The following is a 20,525-nucleotide window of genomic DNA, read 5'->3' on the forward strand; positions in this document are numbered from 1 at the left end:
TTGCCCTGCAGGCTGGGCAAGACCTCCAACACCACGTGGTAGCTGTTCAACTGCGTGAAGTACTGCGCGATCTGGCGCTGGCCGAACGCGTCGTAGAGCGTGTCGTCGATGAGCTGGGGCGTGATGCCGAAGCGTGAGGCCGCGTCGCGGTCGATCGACAGCGTCAGGGTCGTGCCCCGGGTCTGCTGGTCGGTGGCGACGTCGCGAAGCTCCGGCAGGGTCTTCATCTTGTCGAGGATGCGGGGCGCCCAGGTGCTCAACTCGGCGAGGTCTGGGTCCTGGAGCGTGTACTCGAACTGGGTCCGCGACGTGCGCCCGCCGGTGCGCACGTCCTGGGTCGCCTGGATGAACGTCCGGATCCCCTCGACGCGCTCCAGCTTGGGCCGGAGCCGGCCGATCACCTGGAACGCGTCGGCGTCGCGCTCGTCGCGGGGCTTGAGCGTGATGTACATGCGTCCGGAATTGAGCGCCTGGCCGTTGCCGCCGAGCGACATGCCCACGCCGAACACCGCAGGATCGGCCTGGACGATCGCCCCGACCTTCTCTTGAAGGGCCATCATGGCGGAGAAGGAGATATCCTGTCCCGCCTCGGTGACGCCGATCATGAAGCCGGTGTCCTGCTGCGGGAAGAAGCCCTTCGGGATGATCACGAACAGGTAGCCCGTCAGCGCCAGCGTGGCGAAGAACACCAGGAGCGTGACGCGGCGAAAGCGCAGGGCGACATCGAGGGCTCCGGCGTAGACCGAGACCAGCCAGTCGAACGCGGCCTCGCTCATCCGGTACAGGCGGCCGTGGCGTTCGGCTTGGTGCGGTTTGAGCAGCCGCGACGCCATCATCGGGGTCAGGGTCAGCGACACGAAGGCCGAGACCGCGATGGTCATCGACAGCACGACGGCGAACTCGCGGAACAGCCGCCCGATGATCCCGCCCATCAGGAGAAGCGGGATCAGCACCGCGATCAGCGAGACCGAGATCGACACGATGGTGAAGCCGATCTCGCCCGCCCCCTTGAACGCGGCCTCCATGGGCCGCATCCCCTCCTCGACGTAGCGGCTGATGTTCTCCAGCACGACGATGGCATCGTCGACCACGAAGCCCACCGAGATGGTCAGGGCCATCAGCGAGAGGTTGTCGAGGGTGTAGCCCGCGATCCACATCAGTGCGCAGGCGCCCAGAAGCGCCAGGGGCACCGTCACGCTCGGGATCACGGTCGCCCAGAAGCTGCGCAGGAACACGAAGATCACGCCGACGACCAGCGCGATCGTCAGTATGAGGGTGAACTGCACGTCCTCCACGGAGGCGCGGATCGTCTGCGTCCGGTCGCTGAGGATGCCGACCTTGATGGCGGCCGGCAGGGTGGAGGTCAGGCGTGGCAGCTGGTCCTTGATACTGTCCACCGTGTCGATGACGTTGGCGCCGGGCTGCTTGAACACCACCAGGAAGATGCCACGCCGCCCGTTCGTCCAGCCCGCCTGCTTGGTGTCCTCGGGGCCGGAGACCGCCTCCCCGATGTCCCGCACGCGGAGCGGCGCCCCGTCGCGATAGGCGACGATGACGTCGTTCCAGTTCTTCGCCGCGGTGAGCTGGTCGTTGGCGTAGATGGTGTAGCTGTGGCTGCCGCCGTCGATGCTGCCCTTCGGGTTGTTGACGGTGGTGAGGGTGAGCTGGGCGCGCACGTCCTCCAGGGACAAGCCCTTGGCCACGAGCTTGGCGGGATCGATCTGGACCCGGACCGCCGGCTTCTGCTGGCCGCCGATGAACACCTGGGCGACGCCGGAGATCTGGCTGATGCGCTGGGCGAGCTGCACGTCGACCGCGTCATCCACGTCGATCAGCGGCAGGCTGTCGGAGGTGGCCGAGAGCAATAGGATCGGCGAGTCGGCCGGGTTGACCTTCCGGTAGGTCGGCGGGGTCGGCAGGTTCTTCGGGAGCTGGCCGCTCGCGGCATTGATCGCCGCCTGGATGTCGCTCGCCGCGCCGTCGATGTTGCGGTTCAGGTCGAACTGGACCGTGACCGTCGAGATCCCGAGGGAACTCGTCGAGGTCATCTGGGACACGCCCGGGATCTGCGAGAACTGCCGCTCCAGGGGCTGCGCCACCGACGAGGCCATCGTCTCCGGGCTCGCGCCGGGAAGCTGCGCGGTCACCTGGATGGTCGGAAAGTCGACCTGAGGCAGGGGCGCGACGCCGAGCAGCGGGTAGGCCACCACCCCGAGGAACAGGATGCCGACCATGATCAGCGTGGTCGCCACCGGGAAGCGGATGAAGGGCGCGGAGATGCCGCCTTTCATGACGAGGCTCGTTGCTTCGCAGGGATTGCCGGTGCGGCGGCCATCACCGGACCGCCTCAGCCTGTGCGGTATGGGCGGCGTGAGGGTCGCTCACGAGGCTGCCGTCCTGCACCTTGTACTGTCCGGCGGTGATCACCCGCTCGCCGGGCTGGAGGTCGCCGCCGAGGATCCGGGTCCGGCCCGCATCCGAGCGTCCCGCCTTCAGGGGGCGCTGGTGCGCCCGGTTGGCGTCGTCCACCACGAAGGTGAACAGACCGTCCGGGCCGTGCTGGATCGCGTCGTCCGGCACGGTCGTCGCCTGGGCGACGATGCCCACGCGCATCTTGGTGGAGACCGACAGGCCCGGCCACAGGGCGTGGTTCTTGTTCTCGAAGACGGCCTTGAGACGGATCGTGCCGGTGGCGGTATCGACTTGGTTGTTGAACAGGGCGAGCTTGCCATCCGCGAGCTTCGTGAGCCCGTCCGAGGTCCAGGCCTCCACTGGCACGTCGCCCGCCCTCAGGGCCGCGGTGATCGCCGGCAACTGGTCCTCCGGCGCCGTGAACACGACGAAGATCGGCTCCACCTGGGTGATCGTCACGATCGGCGTCTGCCCCGACGCGTTGACGATGTTGCCGATATCGACCTGCCGGAAACCGGTGACGCCGTCGATCGGCGCCCGGACCGTCGCGTAACCGACCTGCGTGGTGGCATTGTCGATGGCGGCCTGATCGGAGGCGACCTGCGCGGTGAGCTGGGCGACCAGGGCGGTCTGCGTCTCGGTCTGCTGCCGGGAGGCGTAGGCGCCGAGACCGGTGTAGCGGACGAGGTCGGCCTTGGCGTTGCTGAGGTTGGCCGTGTCCTGATCCTTCTTGGCCTTCGCCTGATCCAGCGCCGCCTGATAGGGACGCGGGTCGATCTGCACCAGCAGATCGCCCTTGTGGACGGTCTGGCCCTCGCGGAACGCCACCTGCTGGATCTCGCCGTCGACCCGGGTGCGGACCTGAACGGTATTGTACGCTTGCACGGTGCCGAGGCCGTTCGAGACGAGGGCGAACGGCCCGCGCTCGACCATCCCCAGGGTCACCGGCACGGGGAGGGGTGCTGTCGCCTTGGGCTTGTCGGGAGCCCGGTTCAGTCGCGTGTAGCCGTACGCCCCCCCGCCTGCGAGGGCCAGGAGCAGCAGGACGAGGACCGGCGCGCGGGAGCGTTTCGGTGCGGGGCCGGCAGCCGGCCGACCCGGCTCGCCGCCGCCCCGGAGCGTGACCGCCTCGTCGGGACGAGAGGCGTCGCGATCGTGCCCGTCTTCACTCAGCATACGCCGATATCCGCCCGTTGACCCGTCCGCTCCGCGAACCGGAACATTTTTGCATCCCATAGCACACAATATGGCCGCCAGGCCCGGCGGCGAACCGCTGAACGCGGCGATGGTCTGCCCTCAAGCCGCAGCGGATTGGCAATGGCATAGTTCAGTGTCCAAGATGTTTCTGAGGCTTCCGTAGGGCCGCATGCGGCTCATGGACTTGCCGGATGCGGTCTAAGGACAGTCTATCTCCAAATATTTTGACTTCTAAATCGCAAACTTGGCTTTATAATCGCCCACGAATTCGCAACGTTTTCGTATAAAGATCGGATTCCGCGCAACAATAGCGCTTTTACACCCAATCGGAGTGTGACGATCGGACTGCGGTGCGCAACCTGACCGGACCGCCATCACCGCCTACCGGCCCCGGGCGATGGCGTCGTCCCGGATCGCGTCGAGGGTCCGGGCGGGGGTGAGTGCCTGCGGGTCGACGAGGCAATGCAGCATCGCCGGCTGGCCCGAGGCCACGGCCCGCTCGAAGGCCGGCGCGAAGTCCTCGGTGCGCTCCACGCGCTCGCCGTGCCCGCCGAAGGCCTGTGCCAGGGCGCGGAAATCGGGGTTGCGCAGGCCCGTCGCCGAGACCCGGCCGGGATATTCCCGCTCCTGATGCATGCGGATCGTCCCGTACATGCCGTTGTCGAGGATCACCACGACGATGGCGACGCCGTACTGCACGGCGGTGGCGAATTCCCCCACGCACATCATCACGTCGCCGTCGCCCGCGAAGGCCACGACGGTCCGCTCCGGGTTCATCCGCTTGGCCATCACCGCCGCGGGCAGGCCGTAGCCCATGGAGCCGGAGGTCGGGGCCAGTTGCGTGCCGAAGGCGCGGAAGCGGTGGTAGCGGTGGACCCAGGTCGCGAAGTTCCCCGCCCCGTTGCAGACGATGGCGTCGGGGGGCAGGCGGTCCCGCAACCACAGGATCGCCTCGCCGTACTGGAACGCCCCGGGTTGGGGCCGGGGCGTCTGCGACCAATCGCGATAGGCAGCGTGCGCCGCCGCCATCCGTTCGCCGCCCACCGGCCCGGGCGGGGCGAGGGCGTCGAGGGCCGCACAGAACGGGCCCGGCGCCGCCTGGATGGCCTGGGCCGGCTGGTAGACCCGCCCGAGTTCGTCCGCGTCGGGGTGGACGTGGACCACCGGCAGGCCCGGGTTGGGGATGCCGAGGAGCGTGTAGCCCTGCGCGGGCATCTCGGACAGGCGCCCGCCGATCATCAGGAGGAGATCGCAGGTGCGGATGCGCTCCAGCAAAGCCGGGTTCGGGCCAATCCCGAGTTCGCCCGCATAGGCCGGGTGATCGGCACGGAACAGCCCTGCCCGGCTGAAGGAGTTCGCCACCGGCACGTCCCACCGTTCCGCGAAGGCGGCGAGCCGCTCGCCATCGGCCGGGCTCCAGCGCGAGCCACCGACGAGGATCAGCGGCGAACGCGCTCCGGCGAGCCGGGCCGCGAGGTTCTCCATGTCGGACGGGGATGGACCCGGCGCCGCGGGTTCGATACGCGGCGCGTCCTCCACCTGTGCGACCTCGTCCAGCATGTCCTCGGGCAGGGCGACGACCACGGGGCCGGGCCGCCCCTGCATCGCCACCCGGAAGGCCCGGGCCACGATCTCGGGGATCCGGGCCGCCTCGTCGATCTCCACCGCCCACTTGGCGAGGTCGGCGAAGGTCTGCCGGTAATCGACCTCCTGGAACGCCTCGCGCCCCCGCATCGATCGTCCCACCTGCCCGACGAACAGGATCATCGGCGTCGAGTCCTGCTTGGCGATGTGGACGCCCGCCACCGCGTTGGCGACGCCCGGCCCCCGGGTGACGAAGCAGATGCCCGGCCGCCCGGAGAGCTTGCCGGCGGCCTCGGCCATGATCGAGGCCCCACCCTCCTGGCGGCAGACGATCACGTCCACGGCGGACTCGTAGAGGGCATCGAGCACGGCGAGAAAGCTCTCGCCGGGTACGCAGGTCAGGCGCTCGACACCCTGGACGACGAGTTGGTCCACGAGGATGCGGGCGCCGTTGCGGTGCGGAAGAGCGGTCATGCGTCCCTCTGAAGCGTGAGAAGCCCGGCCAACACCCGTTTGGCTTCGCTTGGCAGGCCAGGCTCTCGAAGATGGTCCGATTTCGCAGTTGCGAAGTAAAAGGGCCGCCGGGATGACAGATCGCGAAACGTCATCGAAATCGAGTTCGGGCTCTTGCATCCCCTCACCGAGGGTTTCACACAGACTACACAAAATAAAGAATGACGACAGGGCCGAGAGGAAACGCCATGTTCGACAAGGTCGGGCGGAGTCTGTCCGCTGCGGTGACGGCAACGCTCGTTCTCCACGCTCCGGCCTGGGCGGCGGAGCCGGTCAAGATCGGCGTCATCGCCGAGGCGCAGTCGGTGGCCGGCGCCTCGATCCCGCAGGCGGTGCAGCTCGCGGCCGACGAGATCAACGCCAAGGGCGGCGTGGACGGACGGATGATCCAGGTCGTCACCTACGACGACAAGAGCTCGGCGGCCGACGCGGTCCGCGCCTTCCAGCGGGCGGTGAGCGAGGACAAGGTCAACCTCGTCATCGCCAGCTACGTCTCGGAGGTGGTGCTGGCGCTGATGCCCTGGTCGGCGCGGCTGAAGACGCCGCTGATCACGCCCGGGGCGGCCTCGAACGAGATCAGCGCAAACGTCCACAAGGACTATGCGCGCAACAAGTACACCTTCCACGGCTACCTGACCTCCCACGCTTTGGCGCAGGCCGTGTGCGATTCCGCCAAGGAGACCTTGGTTGGGCTCCTGAAGGCGAAGTCCGCCGCGATCATGAGCGAGGACGCCGCCTGGACCCGGCCGCTCGACGCCGCCTACGAGGAATGCCTGCCCAAGGCCGGGCTGAAGGTGGTCGAACACGTCCGCTTCTCGCCGGATACGGGCGATTTCACGCCGATCTACAACAAGATCGAGGCGGCCAAGCCCGACCTCATCGTCACCGGCATCGCCCATGTCGGCGTCCAGCCGACGGTCCAGTGGCAGAACCAGCAGGTGCCGATCGCCATGACGGGGGTCAGTGGGCAGGCCACCTCATCGACCTTCTGGGCCAACACCAACGGCGGCACGCAGGGCGTGCTGTTCGACAGCGTCGCCCTGCCGGACGTCGCCCTGACCGAGAAGACGATCCCCTTCACCCAGACCTTCACCAAGAGGTTCGGGGGCGCGCCCTCCTATGCCGGCTACATGGCCTACGACGCGACCTACTACACCGCCGAGGCGATCAAGCGGGCGGGCTCGACGGAGGCCGACAAGCTCGTCGAAGCCCTGGAGAAGACCGACTACACCGGCACCGTCGGGCGGATCACCTTCTACGGCAAGGACGAGCCGTTCACCCACTCGATCCAGTACGGGCAGGGTTTGATGACCAGCGTGCTGGGCCAGTGGCAATCGGGCAAGCAGGTGGCGATCTGGCCGGCGAACGTCGCGACGGGCAAGGTCGTCCTGCCGCCCGCGGTCAAGCCGGCGGTCCAGTAGCGGCGGGGAGAGCGCCGTGATCGGGCTCCAGATCCTCGTCGACGGCTTCGCGATCTCGGCGCTCTATGCGCTCGGCGCGATGGGCTTCACCCTCATCTTCGGCGTCTCGGGGGTGCTCAACCTCTCCCACGGGGCGCTCATGGTTACGGCGGCCGTGGCGGCCTGGGCGGCCTCGGCGCAATACGGCTTCGGCTCCTACGCGGGAGCGGCGATCGGCGTGCTGTGCGGCCTCGTCGGGGCCCTCGTCACCTACTTCGCCGTCGTTGCGCCGATCGAGCGGAGCAAGGCGATCCCCCGGGCGGAAAAGGAGATCTTCGTCCTCACCGGCACCCTGCTCTGGGGCATCATGATCCAGCAGCTGGTGGCCTATTTCTACACCGACAACCCCAAGACCGTGCTGCCGCTGATCGAGGGCGTGGTGGAGCTGGCGGGCGTCCGCACCCCGCGCAACGAGCTGTTCACGGCGCTGGTCTGCTGGGTGGTGATCGCCCTGCTCTGGGCCTTCGTGAACAAGGCCAGGGCCGGGAAGGTGCTGCTCGCCGCCTCCATGAACCCCCGGGGCGTGACGCTGCTCGGCCACGACATGGGCCGCATCTACATCGCCGTCTGGGCGATCTACGGGTTGCTCGCCGGGATCGCCGGGGTGCTGCTCGGCATGTTCCTCGGCGTCTCGTCCTATTCGGTCGGGCCGCTGACGGCGAGCGCCTTCTCCATCGTGGTGCTGGGCGGCCTCGGCAGCGTCACCGGCTCGCTGATCGCGGCCTATGTGGTGGGGTATCTCGAGACCGCCACGGCCTACCTCGTCTCGCCCGCCTACCGGGTGATCCCGGCCCTGCTGCTCCTCGTGGCCGTCATGTACCTGCGCCCGCAGGGTTTTCTGGGGAGGCGGTGATGGCGGGCCGATCGTGCGACCCCTCCGTCTTTGCGAGCGCAGCGAAGCCATCCAGGGCAGCGCCACGCTTGGAGAGGTCCCGCATCCCTGGATTGCTTCACTCCGTTCGCAAGGACGGCGATGGCGTGGACACGTCTTCGCGGAGGCCGTTGACCGCATGACCTTCCCCTTACGCGGGCTCCTGCTCATCCTCCCCCTGCTCGTCGTCGCGGCTTTGCTGCCGCTGGGCGTCTCGGGCTATATCCTCGGGCTGCTGACGGTTGCCTACTACTTCGCCGTGTTCTCCATGGCCTGGGACCTGCTCTTCGGCTTCGCCGGCGAGGTGAATTTTGGGCCGACCTTCCTGATCGGCCTCGGCGCCTACGGGGCCGGCATCCTCAACAACCGCTACGGGATCGACATCCCCCTCTGCCTGCTCGCCGGCACCCTGCTCGCGGTGGTCGGCGGCCTCGCCCTGGCGGTGCCGGCGTTGAAGCTGAGCGGGCCGTATTTCGGCCTCGTCACCCTCGTGGCGGTGCTGCTGCTCCAGAACCTGATCGTGGTCTTCTCGGACCTGACCGGCGGCGAGATCGGCCTCACCGTCCCCGACGTCATCTCCATCGACGCCGACACGAATTACTGGATCGCACTGGGCTTTATGGCCGTCTCCGGCCTGATCCTCACGGCCATCGCCCGCTCGCCGGCCGGGCTGATCCTCCAGGCGGCGGGACAGGATCCGGTGGTGGCCGGGGCACTCGGCTTCAACGTCGCCAAGCACAAGATCGCGGCCTTCGCCGTCAGCGCGGCCTTCTCCGGCCTCGCGGGGGGGCTCATCGTCTTCTACATGGGCACCGCCTCGGTCGGCACGCTGATCGACACGGCGGTGGGCGTGCAGATCATCATCGCCGCCGTGCTCGGGGGACGGCGCACCATCGTCGGCGGGGCGCTCGGCGCGGTGTTCCTGATCGCGGCGGGGGAGATCCTCCGGCCTCTGGGCTCGCTCTCGACCTTCGTCGTCTCGGCGGCGGCGCTCGCCGTCATCCTGTTCGTGCCCACCGGGCTCCTCGGCCTCGCGTCCCTGCGGAGGGCGTCATGACGGTGGCCGTGAAACCGCCCACCGCCGCGTCCGTCAGGGCCGAGCCCTGCCTGACCGTCCGCGGGCTGACGAAGCGCTACGGCGGCCTCGTCGCCGTCAAGGGCGTGGACCTCGACCTCCGCCCGGGCGAGATCCTGGGGCTCATCGGCCCCAACGGCTCGGGCAAGTCCACGGTGATGAAGCTGGTGATGGGGTTGGAAAAGCCCAGCGCCGGCTCGATCCGCCTCGACGGCACCGAGATCGCCGGCTGGCCCGCCCACAAGGTCGCCCGCGCCGGCATCGGCCTCGTCTTCCAGCACGCAAGGCCGCTGATGCGCCAGACAGTGCTGGAGAACATCGTGCTGGCCCTGCTGCCCGACAGCCTCCTGCGCCTCGTGCCCGACCCCTCCGTGACGGAGAAGGCCCGGGCCATCGCCGAGCGGGTCGGCCTCGGCGGCGTCATCGACCGCCGCCCGGGGACGCTGGCCTTCGCCGACCTGCGCCGGCTCGAACTCGCCAAGGCCATCGCCCGCGATCCCCGGGTCGTGCTGGTGGACGAGCCCTTCGCCGGGCTCACCGGGCCGGAGGTCGCGACCTTCTCGGCGCTGATCCGGGGATTTCGCGATGAGGGCAAGGCGGTGCTCCTCGTCGACCACAACGTGAAGAGCGTCTCCGCCCTCGTGGACCGGGTCTTCGCCCTGTACCTCGGCGAGCGCATCGCCGAGGGCAGCGCCGAATCGGTGATGGCGGACCCGACCGTGCGCCGGGTCTATCTCGGCGGCAGCATCGAGACGGCGGCCCGGCCGGAAGCCGCCTTCAAGGCGGAATCGCTGCTCTCGGTCGAGGGGGTCGATGTCCTCTACGGCAAGGCGCAGGCCCTGCGCGGCGTGTCGATCCACGTCCACGAGGGCGAGTTCGTCTCGGTGGTCGGGCTCAACGGGGCGGGCAAGACCACCCTGTTCAACGCAGTCTCGAACCTCGTGCCCCATGCGGGCACGATCCGCTTCGGGGGCCAGGACCTCGCGACGCTCTCGCCCGCGGCGATCGCCCGGGCCGGCATCGTGCAGGTGCCCGAGACCCGCGAATTGTTCGGCGACCTGAGCGTCCTCGAAAACCTCGACCTCGGCGGCCACCACCTGCCGAAGGCGGAGGCCGCGAAGGAGCGGGAGAAGCTCTACGACCTGTTTCCGATCCTCAAGGCCCGGGAGGGCCAGAGCGCCCGCACGCTCTCGGGCGGCGAGCAGCAGATGCTGACCATCGCCCGCGCCCTGATGATGCGCCCGCGCCTCCTGATCCTCGACGAGCCGACGCTCAGCCTCGCTCCCGTCATCCTGGAGCAACTGTCGAAGGCGCTGGAACGCCTGCGGCAGACCACGCCGATCACCGTGCTGCTGGGCGAGCAGAACGTGACCTTCGCCCTCCCCCATGCCGACCGGGTCTATGTGCTGGAACAGGCGAAGATCGTCTGGGAAGGCCCACCCGACAGGTTCGCCACGGAGATGGGGGCGGCCTACTTGTGAGCATGTAAACCCCTCTCCCCGCCTGCGGGACTTAGCTGCGGAATTCAGCTTCCCCTGCCGATCCCACCCTCCACCTCATCCTGAGGTGCTGCGAAGCAGCCTCGAAGGAGCGCTCCAGGGATCGCGAGCCTTCTGGAACCCTCCTTCGAGGCCCGCGAGGCGGGCACCTCAGGATGAGGAGGCAGGGTGGGACGAGGTCCGCAACGGCCCCGCCAGCGGGGAGAGGGGGGCGCCCATCCGGATCAGGGAGCATACCCTTGGATTTCACCCCCTCGCCCACCCAACGCCATTGGCTCGACCGGGTGCAGGCGTTCATCGCCCGGGAGATCGAGCCCGCCCAAGGCGCCGTGGCGGCGGAGCGGGCCTCCGGCCGCGCGCCCTCGCCCACCATGGAGCGGCTGAAGGACAAGGCCCGGGGCAAGGGGCTGTGGAACCTGTTCCTGCCGCCCTCGCCTGAGCACGACACACCGGAGTACCGCGGCGCCGGGCTTACCAACCTCGATTACGCGCTGTGCGCCGAGGCGATGGGCCGGGTCGGCATCGCCTCCGAGTGCTTCAACTGTGCCGCGCCCGATACCGGCAACATGGAGGTGCTGCACCGCTACGGCACCGAGGCGCAAAAGGAACGCTGGCTGAAGCCTCTGATGGCCGGCGAGATCCGCTCGGCCTTCCTGATGACCGAGCCGGAGGTCGCCTCCTCAGACGCCACCAACATCGCCACCGCGATCCGGCGGGAGGGCGACGAGTACGTCATCGACGGCCGCAAATGGTGGTCGACCGGCGTCGGCGATCCCCGCTGCCAAATCGCGATCCTGATGGGCAAGACCGACCCCGAGGCGCCGCGCCACGCCCAGCAATCACAGATCCTCGTTCCCCTCGACACGCCCGGCCTGCGGGTGGAGCGTCTGCTGCCGGTCTTCGGCTACGAGGACGCCCCCAAGGGCCACGGCGAGGTGGTTTTGGAGGGCGTGCGGGTACCGGCCGACAACCTGATCCTCGGCGAGGGCCGCGGCTTCGAGGTGGCGCAGGGGCGCCTGGGGCCGGGGCGCATCCACCATTGCATGCGCACCATCGGCGTGGCCGAGGTCGCCCTGGAGGCGATGGCCCGGCGGCTCGTCTCCCGGGTCGCCTTCGGCAAGCGGATCAGCGAGCAGTCGGTCTGGGAGCAGCGGGTGGCCGAGGCGCGCATCGACATCGAGATGACCCGGCTCCTCTGCCTCAAGGCGGCGGACATGATGGACAAGGTCGGCAACAAGGGCGCCAAGCTCGAGATCGCGATGATCAAGGTCGCCGCCCCGCGGATCGCCCTGAAGGTGATCGACGACGCCATCCAGGCCCACGGGGCGGCGGGCGTCAGCGACGATTTCGGCCTCGCCCACATGTACGCCCATATCCGGACGCTGCGCCTCGCGGACGGGCCGGACGAGGTCCACAACCGCTCGATCGCGAGGCTCGAATTCGCCCGCTACACCAACGCCAAGGCAAGCGCATGAGCGCGGCCCTCGACTTCACGGGGGTGCGGCCGGTGGAGCCCCGCCACCGGATCGACGAGGCCCGCCTGACGGAATGGATGGGCGCCCACGTCAAGGGCTTTGCCGGCCCGCTCACCGTCATGCAGTTCCGGGGCGGCCAGTCGAACCCGACCTATCGGCTGGAGACGCCGGGCCAGGCCTACGTGCTGCGTCGCAAACCCTTTGGGACGCTCCTGCCCTCGGCCCACGCCGTGGAGCGGGAGTTCCGGGTGATCGGCGCCCTCTACGCGGAGGACTTCCCCGTGCCCCGCCCGTTCGCCCTGTGCGAAGACGCGGGCGTCATCGGCGCGTCGTTCTATGTGATGGAGGCGGTAGAGGGCGCGGTCCACTGGGACGGGTCGCTGCCGGGCCTCGACCCCCATGCGCGCCATCGTCACTACGCGGCGATGATCGGCACCCTCGCCCGGCTCCACGCCATCGACCCGGATTCGGCGGGGCTGTCGGATTACGGCAAGGCCGGCAACTACTTCGCCCGGCAGGTGGACCGCTGGACCAAGCAGTACCGCGCCGCCGAGGACGGGCGGCTCGACGACGTCGAGCGGCTGATCGACTGGCTGCCCCGCACCGTGCCGGAGCAGGAGGGCACGGCGATCGTCCACGGCGACTACCGCCTCGACAACCTCATCTACCAGCCGGACGGCACGGTCGCCGCCGTGCTCGACTGGGAGCTCTCGACGCTGGGCGATCCCCTCGCCGACTTCAGCTACCTGCTGATGCAGTGGGAGTTGCCGGCCGATGGACGCAGCCCGCTCGGCGGCCTCGACCTTGCGGCCCTCGGCATCCCCAGCCGCGACGAGGTGGTGGCGATCTATTGCCGGGCGGCGGGGCGCGCCGACATGCCCGCCCTTGACTGGTACTTCGCCTACAACCTGTTCCGTCTCGTGGGCATTCTCCAGGGTGTGGCGGCCCGGGCCAAGGCGGGCAACGCCGCGAGCGAGCACGCCGCCGCCATGGCCGCCCGGGTGCCGCTCCTCGCCGCGGCGGCCTGGGGCTTCGCCAAGAAAGCGGGGGCATGAGCATGGACCTCGACGGGCGGGTCGTCGCCGTTACCGGGGCCGCCCAGGGGATCGGGCGCGCCCTGGCCGGCGCCGCGGCTGCCCGGGGGGCGCGGGTCGTCGCCCTCGACCGTGACGCCGCGGGCGCCGCCGCGACGGCCACCGCGCTCGGCGGCGAGGCGATGGCCCTCGACGTGACGGATGCCGGCGCCGTCGCCGACGCCATCGCGGGGATCGAGGGGCGGCTCGGGCCGATCGCCCTCTACTGCTCCAATGCCGGCATCCTGGAGCGGGACCCGGACCCGATGCTCGCGACCTCCGCGGACCCGGAGAGCTGGGCGCGGGTCTTCGCGGTGAACGTGATGGGCCATGTCCACGCCGCCCGCGCCCTGGTGCCGCTCTGGCGCGGGAGGGGAGGAGGCGCCTTCCTCGGCACCGTCTCGGCGGCGGGGCTCCTCGGCCAGATCGGCAGCGCGACCTACGGCGCCACCAAGCACGCCGCGCTGGCCTTCCTCGACCACCTCGCCATCGCCCATGCGCAGGAGGGGATCCGGGTGGCGGCGCTGTGCCCGCAGGGCGTCGACACCGCCATGCTTCGGGACGCCGGGGTCGCCGCCCGTGCCGGGGTACTCTCCCCGGAGGCGGTAGCGGAGGCCGCCTTCGCCGGCCTCGACGCCGGCCGATTCCTGATCCTGCCCCATCCCGAAGTCGCCGAGTATGCCCGCCGCCGGGCCGTCGACCACGACCGGTGGCTCGCCGGCATGGGCCGGCTCCGGCGCGCGATGCTCTGAGGAGGAGCGATGTCCCTGTTCGACCTGACCGGCAAGGTCGCCCTCATCACCGGCTCCTCGAAGGGCATCGGCCGGGCCATCGCCCTGCGGATGGCCGAGCACGGCGCGAAGTTGGTGATCTCCTCCCGCAAGCGCGACGCCTGTGAGGCGGTGGTCCGCGAGATCGACACCGCCCACGGAACCGGCCGGGCGGTGGCGATCCCGGCGAGCATCTCCGTCAAGGAGGAGTTGCAGGCCCTCGTGGCCGAAACCGAGCGGCGCCTCGGCCCGGTGGACATCCTCGTCTGCAACGCGGCGAGCAACCCGTATTACGGGCCCCTCGCCGGCATCTCCGACGAGCAGTTCCGAAAGATCCTCGACAACAACGTGCTGTCGAACCACTGGCTGATCCAGCTCTGCGCACCGGGCATGGTCGCGAAGCGGGACGGGGCGATCGTGATCGTCTCGTCCATCGGCGCCTTGAAGGGCTCGGCGGTGATCGGCGGCTACAACGTCTCGAAGGCCGCCGATCTGCAGCTCGCCCGCAACTACGCTGTCGAGTACGGGCCGCACAATGTGCGGGTGAACTGCCTGTGCCCGGGCCTCGTCCGCACCGATTTCGCCCGCGCCCTGTGGGAGGACCCCGAGATGCTGGCGCAGACCGAGGCCGCCGCGCCCCTGCGGCGGATCGGCGAGCCGGACGACATCGCGGGGGCGGCCATCTTCCTCGCCTCCCCGGCGGGGCGGTTCGTGACCGGTCAGGCCCTCGTGGCCGATGGCGGCGTGACCATCGCCCGATGAGCGGGATGACCCTCCCCCCCGGATGGCCGGCGATGGCCTTCGCCGAGGCCGAGGCCCGGCTGACCGCGCCGGGCTCGCCCTTCGCCGTCGAGACCCGGATGATCCGCGGCGTCCCGACCCGGATCTGGACCCACGCCCCGCCGACCCTGCGCGACCTGTTCCTCCGGGGGCGCAGCCACGGGGCGCGGACCTTCCTCGTCTACCGGGACGAGCGGGCGAGCTTCGAGGGCTTCGCCCGGGCGGCGATCACCCTGGCCCATCATCTGATCGCCCTGGGCGTCCGCAAGGGCGACCGGGTCGCCATCGCGATGCGCAACCTGCCGGAATGGCCGGTCTGCACCTACGGCGCCCTGCTGGCCGGGGCCGTCGCCACGCCCCTCAACGCATGGTGGACCGGGCCGGAACTCGCCTACGCGCTCGCCCATTCCGGCGCCAGGGTGCTGATCGCCGACGGCGAGCGCCTCGCCCGTCTGACGCCGCACCTGTCGGACTGTCCCGCCCTGGAGGCGGTGATCGCGACCCGCCAGGAGGGCACCGAGGCCCCCCCGCTACCGGCCCTCATCGGCGCGACCGGCGACTGGGACGCACTGCCCGACCGGCCCCTGCCGGACATCGCCCTCGACCCGGAGGACGACGCGACGCTGTTCTACACCTCCGGCACGACGGGGCGGCCGAAGGGCGTCGTGGGCACCCACCGGGCCGCCGCGACGACGGTGATGGCCTACCCCTACTCGGCGGCACGGACGGCCCTGCGCAAGGGCGAGACGCCCCGGGCGCCCGACCCAGCCGCGCCGCAGCGGGCCTCGCTCCTGGTGATTCCCCTGTTCCACGTCACCGCCTGCCATGCGAGCCTCGGCAGCGCCCTGTATGGCGGGCACCGGCTGGTGATGATGCACCGCTGGGACCCGGCGGCGGCCCTGGACCTCATCGACGCGGAGGGCTGCACGGGGGCCGGCGGCGTGCCCACCATCGCGTGGCAGCTCGCGGAGGCGGCCCGGGCGGCGGGCCGCGCCCTGCCGACCCTCGACAGCGTGACCTATGGCGGCGCCCCCGCCGCCGCCGACCTCGTGCGGACGCTCGGCGACGCCTTCCCGAACGTCGTTCCGGCGACGGGCTGGGGGATGACCGAGACCTCGGCCACCTTCACCCACCACCAGGGCGAGGACTACATCGCCCACCCCGATTCCTGCGGGCCGCCCCTGCCGGTCTGCGAGGCCCGCATCCGCGATCCCCAGGGCCGCGACCTGCCGCCGGGCGCGGTCGGCGAGTTCTGCGTCCGGGGGCCGAACGTCGTGCGCGGCTACTGGAACGACCCGGAGGCGACGGCCGAGACGTTTCGCGAAGGCTGGCTCCATACCGGCGACGTCGCCCGGATGGACGCGGATGGGTTCGTCACCATCGTCGACCGGATCAAGGACATGCTGATCCGCGGCGGCGAGAACATCCACTGCATCGAGGTGGAGAACGTCCTGTTCGCCCATCCCGACGTGATCGACGCGGTGGTGCTGCCGATCCCGCATCCGACCCTCGGGGAGGAGCCCGGCGCGGTCGTCACCCTCGCCGCCGGCTCGACGGCGACTCCCGAGGCGATCCGGGCCTTCGCGGCCGGGCATCTCGCGGCGTTCAAGGTCCCGGTGCGGGTGCGGATCTGGGACGGGATGCTGCCGCGCAACGCCGCCGGCAAGATCCTCCGGCAATCCCTGCGACAGGCATTCGAGGACGCCGCCGCGCCACCGCCATCGTGAACACCGCCGTCATTGCGAGCGCAGTGACGAGCGAGACGAACAATGACGATTTGTGCCGTTTCCACCTGAAGCACATTGCACCGGTCAGAGGATGGATACAGAATTCCTGCGGACGACCGAAGCCGAAATCAACAAAATCGGCGCGGCGCCAGGAGGAGACCCTATGCCTCGTGCAGTGAAGAATCAGACTTCTGCCAAGTCGATCACCCTCGCCACGATCGCGGCTTTGGCGGTGTCGGGGCCGGCACGGGCGGCGGACCCGATCAAGATCGGCGTCATCGCCGAGGCGCAGTCGGTGGTCGGCGCCTCGATCCCGCAGGCGGCGCAGCTCGCGGCCGACGAGATCAACGCCAAGGGCGGGGTCGATGGCCGGATGATCCAGGTCGTCACCTACGACGACAAGAGTTCGGCGGCTGATGCGGTCCGCGCCTTCCAGCGGGCGGTCAGCGAGGACAAGGTCCAGGTCGTCATTGCCAGCTACGTCTCGGAAGTGGTGCTGGCCCTGATGCCCTGGGCCGGACGCCTGAAGACGCCGATGATCACCCCCGGCGCCGCCTCCAACGAGATCAGCCTCGGCGTCCATAAGGACTATGCCCGCAACAAGTACACCTTCCACGGATACCTGACCTCGGCGGCCCTGGCCCAGTCCGTGTGCGACGGGAGCAAGGCCGTGCTCACCGACCTCCTCAAGGCCAAGACCGCAGCGATCATGAGCGAGGACGCCGCCTGGACCCGGCCGCTCGACACCGGCTACGAGGAGTGCCTGCCGAAGATCGGGATCAAGGTGGTGGATCACATCCGCTTCTCGCCGGATACGGGCGATTTCACGCCGATCTACAACAGGATCGAGGCCGCCAAGCCGGACCTCATCGTCACCGGCATCTCCCATGTCGGCGTCCAGCCCACGGTCCAGTGGAAGAACCAGCAGGTCCCCCTGGCCATGACGGGGATGAACTCCCAGGCCACCGCATCCAGCTTCTGGAACGACACCAATGGCGCCACGGAGGGCGTGATCTTCCAGAGCCTCGCGGTGCCCGGCGCCGCCATGACCGACAAGACCATCCCCTTCGGTGAGGCGTTCAAGAAGCGCTTCAGCAGCGCGCCGTCCTACGCCGGCTACATGGCCTACGATCAGGTCTACTACGTGGCCGATGCCATCAAGCGGGCGGGCTCGACCGAGGCCGACAAGCTTGTGGAGGCCCTCGAAAAGACCGACTGGACCGGTGTGGCGGGCCGAACCCAGTTCTACGGCAAGGACGAGCCGTTCACCCATTCCATCCGGTATGGCACGGGCTACGTCACCGGCCTCCTGGCCCAATGGCAGGGCGGCAAGCAGGTCGCGGTCTGGCCGCCGCAGATCGCCACGGGTCAGGTCGTGCTGCCCGCCGCCGTCAAGGCCGCCGCCCGCTGACAGCGCGCCGGGCGCGGTTGTCCGGCCGCGCCCGGAGGGGTCGAGGGGCGATGCACCCCCTCCCCCCAGGCACCGGCCTCTTCCGGGCATGGGCGCAGGCGGCGTAGAGTCGCCCGCGCCGGCTCCACGGCGTCGAAGCGTTCTGAGGGAAAGCGCGATGCCGCAGGATGGAGGGGCTCCCCATCTGTTCGAGACCGAGGAAGGGCGCCGCCTCCGCGCCTGCGCCGTGGACGGATGGCACAGGTGGGGGCCCTATCTCGCCGAGCGCCAGTGGGGGACGGTCCGCGAGGATTACAGCCCGGACGGCGACGCCTGGAGCTATCTCCCCCACGAACACGCCCGCTCCCGCGCCTACCGCTGGGGTGAGGACGGCATCGCCGGGTTCAGCGACGACAAGCAGCTCTGGTGCCTCGGGGTCGCCCTCTGGAACGGGAACGATGCGATCATCAAGGAGCGCATGTTCGGCCTGACCAACGAGGAAGGCAATCACGGCGAAGACGTCAAGGAACTGTACTGGTATCTCGACGGCACGCCGACACACTCATACATGCGGATGCTCTACAGGTATCCGCAGGCGGCGTTTCCCTACGCCGACCTCGTGGCCGAGAACGGCCGCCGCAAGGGTGGCGACTGGCCCGAATACGAGCTCGCCGATACCGGCGTGCTGGCGGAGAACCGCTGTTTCGACGTCACCGTCGAGTATGCCAAGGCGGCCCCCGACGACGTGCTGATGCGGATCTCGGTCACCAATCGCGGGCCGGAAGCGGCGGAGATCCACGTCCTGCCGCAGTTGTGGTCGCGCAACACGTGGTCATGGCGCGACGATCCGAAGAAGCCCCTGTTGCGCCTCGTCGAAGGCCCCCGGGTCGAGGCGACCCGCGCGACCGGCCCCGTCCGGCTGTTCCGGGCCCTCCAGCCGGCGGAGTTTCTGTTCTGCGAGAACGAGACCAACACGGCCCGCCTCTTCGGTGCCAGCGGATCGCACCACCCCAAGGATGCGATCAACGACGACGTGGTGGCGGGGACGCGCCACCATGTGAACCCACTGCGCGAGGGCACCAAATGCGCCGCCCTCAGCCGCCACACCGTCGCGGCCGGCGAGACGATCGTCCTGCGCTACCGCTTCTCCCAGGCCGACGCGCATGGCCTCGACGAGGGCGGCTTCGACGCCCTGTTCGCGCAGCGGATCGCGGAGGCCGACGCCTTCTACGCAGTGCTCCAGCACGGCATGAGCGACCCCGACGCCCGCCTCGTCCAGCGCCAGGCGCTGGCCGGCATGCTCTGGTCGAAGCAATTCTACCATTTCGACGTGCGCCGCTGGCTGATGGGCGACCCAACCCAGCCGGCGCCCCCGGCAGAGCGGCGGCGCGGACGCGACCACGAATGGACGCACCTCAACAACGCCGATATCATTTCCATGCCCGATACCTGGGAATATCCCTGGTACGCGGCATGGGATCTCGCCTTCCACTGCGTGACCTTCGCGTTGATCGATCCCGACTTCGCCAAGGGTCAGCTCCTGCTGCTGACGCGCGAATGGTACATGCATCCCAACGGCCAGTTGCCGGCCTACGAATGGGCCTTCGGCGACGTGAACCCGCCGGTCCACGCCTGGGCCGCCCTGCGCGTCTACCAGCTCGACGCGGCGCTCACCGGACGGCCGGACCGCAACTTCCTGGAACGTGTGTTCCACAAGCTGATGCTGAACTTCACATGGTGGGTGAACCGCAAGGATGCGGACGGGCGCAACGTGTTCCAGGGCGGCTTCCTCGGCCTGGACAACATCGGCATCTTCGACCGCTCGAAGCCGCTGCCTACCGGCGGCATCATCGACCAGGCCGACGGGACGGCCTGGATGGCGATGTACACGCTCAACCTGATGCGGATCGCCCTCGAACTCGCCGCGGAGGATCGGGTCTACGAGGACATCGCGACCAAGTTCTTCGAGCACTTCCTCTACATCGCCGAAGCGATGACCGACATCGGAGGCAGCGGTGTCGGATTGTGGGACGAGGACGACGAATTCTTCTACGATGTCCTGAACCTGCCCGATGGCCGGATGGTGCCCCTGCGCGTCCGCTCCCTCGTCGGGCTGATCCCCCTCTGCGCCGTGGAGGTGCTCAACACGGCCTTGCGCGACCGCTTTCCCGGTTTCGCGCAGCGGGCGGAGTGGATGCTGCGCAACCGTCCCGACCTTGCCGCCCTCGTCTCGCATTGGAGCCAGGGCGAGGGAGAAGGCCCCCCGCCGGGACCGGATGGCGACCGGATGCTGCTCTCGCTGCTGCGCCGGCATCGCATGAAGGCGCTGCTGTCGCGGATGCTGGACGAGGCCGACCTGCTCTCGGCCTACGGCGTCCGCTCCCTCTCGAAGGCGCACGCCGCGCATCCCTTCGTCTTCGACTGGAGCGGCACGCGCTATTCCGTCGACTACGAGCCGGCCGAGTCGACGACCGCCACCTTCGGGGGGAACTCGAACTGGCGCGGTCCTGTCTGGATGCCGATCAACATCCTCCTGATCGAGGCGCTGGATCGCTTCGGGGCCTTCTATGGCGACGACACCCGCTTCGAATGCCCGACCGGTTCGGGCCATTTTCTCAGCCTCCCCGAGATCGCGGACGAGTTGAGCCGGCGCCTCTGCGCCCTGTTCCTGCGAGGACCGGGCGGCGGCCGTCCGGTCC

The 20,525-nt window shown here is 69.4% G+C and carries 14 protein-coding genes; 11 read left to right on the plus strand and 3 right to left on the minus strand.

Features of this window, described 5'->3' with window-relative positions; all coding sequences use genetic code 11:
* From MFF22_RS00760 to MFF22_RS00770, 3 genes are all read right to left on the minus strand, one after another.
* Positions 1–2,291, minus strand: a 2,291-nt coding sequence (locus tag MFF22_RS00760) for an efflux RND transporter permease subunit (protein WP_238247146.1), incomplete at its 3' end; no start/stop codon positions are given.
* A 43-nt stretch (positions 2,292–2,334) separates the two neighbouring features.
* The gene (locus MFF22_RS00765) at positions 2,335–3,588 is read right to left on the minus strand and encodes an efflux RND transporter periplasmic adaptor subunit (RefSeq protein ID WP_238247148.1); all 1,254 of its coding nucleotides are present in this window, start codon (positions 3,586–3,588) and stop codon (positions 2,335–2,337) included.
* 402 nt (positions 3,589–3,990) lie between these two features.
* Positions 3,991–5,667: a thiamine pyrophosphate-binding protein gene (locus MFF22_RS00770; RefSeq protein WP_238247150.1), complete on the minus strand. Its 1,677-nt coding sequence runs from the start codon at positions 5,665–5,667 to the stop codon at positions 3,991–3,993.
* 227 nt (positions 5,668–5,894) lie between these two features.
* Between MFF22_RS00770 and MFF22_RS00775 the strand changes: the two genes are divergently transcribed.
* The 11 genes from MFF22_RS00775 to MFF22_RS00825 all read left to right on the plus strand — a co-directional run.
* Positions 5,895–7,127 (plus strand): ABC transporter substrate-binding protein, encoded by a 1,233-nt coding sequence (locus MFF22_RS00775; RefSeq protein WP_238247152.1) that lies wholly within the window; start codon positions 5,895–5,897, stop codon positions 7,125–7,127.
* A 16-nt stretch (positions 7,128–7,143) separates the two neighbouring features.
* Positions 7,144–8,019, plus strand: coding sequence for a branched-chain amino acid ABC transporter permease (locus MFF22_RS00780; protein WP_238247154.1), 876 nt, complete (start codon positions 7,144–7,146; stop codon positions 8,017–8,019).
* 157 nt (positions 8,020–8,176) lie between these two features.
* The gene (locus MFF22_RS00785; RefSeq protein WP_238247157.1) at positions 8,177–9,094 is read left to right on the plus strand and encodes a branched-chain amino acid ABC transporter permease; all 918 of its coding nucleotides are present in this window, start codon (positions 8,177–8,179) and stop codon (positions 9,092–9,094) included.
* On the plus strand, positions 9,091–10,593 hold the full coding sequence (locus MFF22_RS00790; protein ID WP_238247159.1) for an ATP-binding cassette domain-containing protein: 1,503 nt from the start codon (positions 9,091–9,093) through the stop codon (positions 10,591–10,593). The genes MFF22_RS00785 and MFF22_RS00790 overlap by 4 nt, the downstream gene beginning before the upstream one ends.
* 257 nt (positions 10,594–10,850) lie before the next feature.
* Complete coding sequence (locus tag MFF22_RS00795) at positions 10,851–12,086, plus strand: acyl-CoA dehydrogenase family protein (protein WP_238247161.1); 1,236 nt, start codon at positions 10,851–10,853, stop codon at positions 12,084–12,086.
* The gene (locus tag MFF22_RS00800) at positions 12,083–13,141 is read left to right on the plus strand and encodes a phosphotransferase family protein (RefSeq protein ID WP_238247165.1); all 1,059 of its coding nucleotides are present in this window, start codon (positions 12,083–12,085) and stop codon (positions 13,139–13,141) included. The genes MFF22_RS00795 and MFF22_RS00800 overlap by 4 nt, the downstream gene beginning before the upstream one ends.
* Complete coding sequence (locus tag MFF22_RS00805; RefSeq protein ID WP_370877572.1) at positions 13,138–13,911, plus strand: SDR family NAD(P)-dependent oxidoreductase; 774 nt, start codon at positions 13,138–13,140, stop codon at positions 13,909–13,911. Before MFF22_RS00800 ends, MFF22_RS00805 begins: the two co-directional genes overlap by 4 nt.
* Positions 13,912–13,920: 9 nt before the next feature.
* Entirely contained in the window at positions 13,921–14,691 is a 771-nt protein-coding gene (locus MFF22_RS00810; protein ID WP_238247167.1) for an SDR family NAD(P)-dependent oxidoreductase, read from the plus strand.
* Positions 14,692–14,696: 5 nt separating this feature from the next.
* Positions 14,697–16,436 carry a class I adenylate-forming enzyme family protein gene (locus MFF22_RS00815; protein ID WP_238247169.1) on the plus strand — a complete coding sequence of 580 codons (1,740 nt, stop codon included), beginning with the start codon at positions 14,697–14,699 and terminating at the stop codon, positions 16,434–16,436.
* Positions 16,437–16,599: 163 nt separating this feature from the next.
* Entirely contained in the window at positions 16,600–17,847 is a 1,248-nt protein-coding gene (locus MFF22_RS00820; RefSeq protein ID WP_238247171.1) for an ABC transporter substrate-binding protein, read from the plus strand.
* A gap of 157 nt (positions 17,848–18,004) precedes the next feature.
* Positions 18,005–20,525, plus strand: a 2,521-nt coding sequence (locus MFF22_RS00825; RefSeq protein ID WP_238247173.1) for an MGH1-like glycoside hydrolase domain-containing protein, incomplete at its 3' end; no start/stop codon positions are given.

Source organism: Methylobacterium persicinum, from assembly GCF_022179525.1.
Classification (GTDB): domain Bacteria; phylum Pseudomonadota; class Alphaproteobacteria; order Rhizobiales; family Beijerinckiaceae; genus Methylobacterium; species Methylobacterium persicinum.

Excerpts from the sequence above, each read along its gene's own strand:
- MFF22_RS00765 (WP_238247148.1), bottom strand. The coding sequence starts at position 3,588 with ATGCTGAGTGAAGACGGGCACGATCGCGACGCCTCTCGTCCCGACGAG.
- MFF22_RS00770 (WP_238247150.1), bottom strand. The coding sequence starts at position 5,667 with ATGACCGCTCTTCCGCACCGCAACGGCGCCCGCATCCTCGTGGACCAA.
- MFF22_RS00775 (WP_238247152.1), top strand. The coding sequence starts at position 5,895 with ATGTTCGACAAGGTCGGGCGGAGTCTGTCCGCTGCGGTGACGGCAACG.
- MFF22_RS00785 (WP_238247157.1), top strand. The coding sequence starts at position 8,177 with ATGACCTTCCCCTTACGCGGGCTCCTGCTCATCCTCCCCCTGCTCGTC.
- MFF22_RS00790 (WP_238247159.1), top strand. The coding sequence starts at position 9,091 with ATGACGGTGGCCGTGAAACCGCCCACCGCCGCGTCCGTCAGGGCCGAG.
- MFF22_RS00800 (WP_238247165.1), top strand. The coding sequence starts at position 12,083 with ATGAGCGCGGCCCTCGACTTCACGGGGGTGCGGCCGGTGGAGCCCCGC.
- MFF22_RS00805 (WP_370877572.1), top strand. The coding sequence starts at position 13,138 with ATGAGCATGGACCTCGACGGGCGGGTCGTCGCCGTTACCGGGGCCGCC.
- MFF22_RS00810 (WP_238247167.1), top strand. The coding sequence starts at position 13,921 with ATGTCCCTGTTCGACCTGACCGGCAAGGTCGCCCTCATCACCGGCTCC.
- MFF22_RS00815 (WP_238247169.1), top strand. The coding sequence starts at position 14,697 with ATGACCCTCCCCCCCGGATGGCCGGCGATGGCCTTCGCCGAGGCCGAG.
- MFF22_RS00820 (WP_238247171.1), top strand. The coding sequence starts at position 16,600 with ATGCCTCGTGCAGTGAAGAATCAGACTTCTGCCAAGTCGATCACCCTC.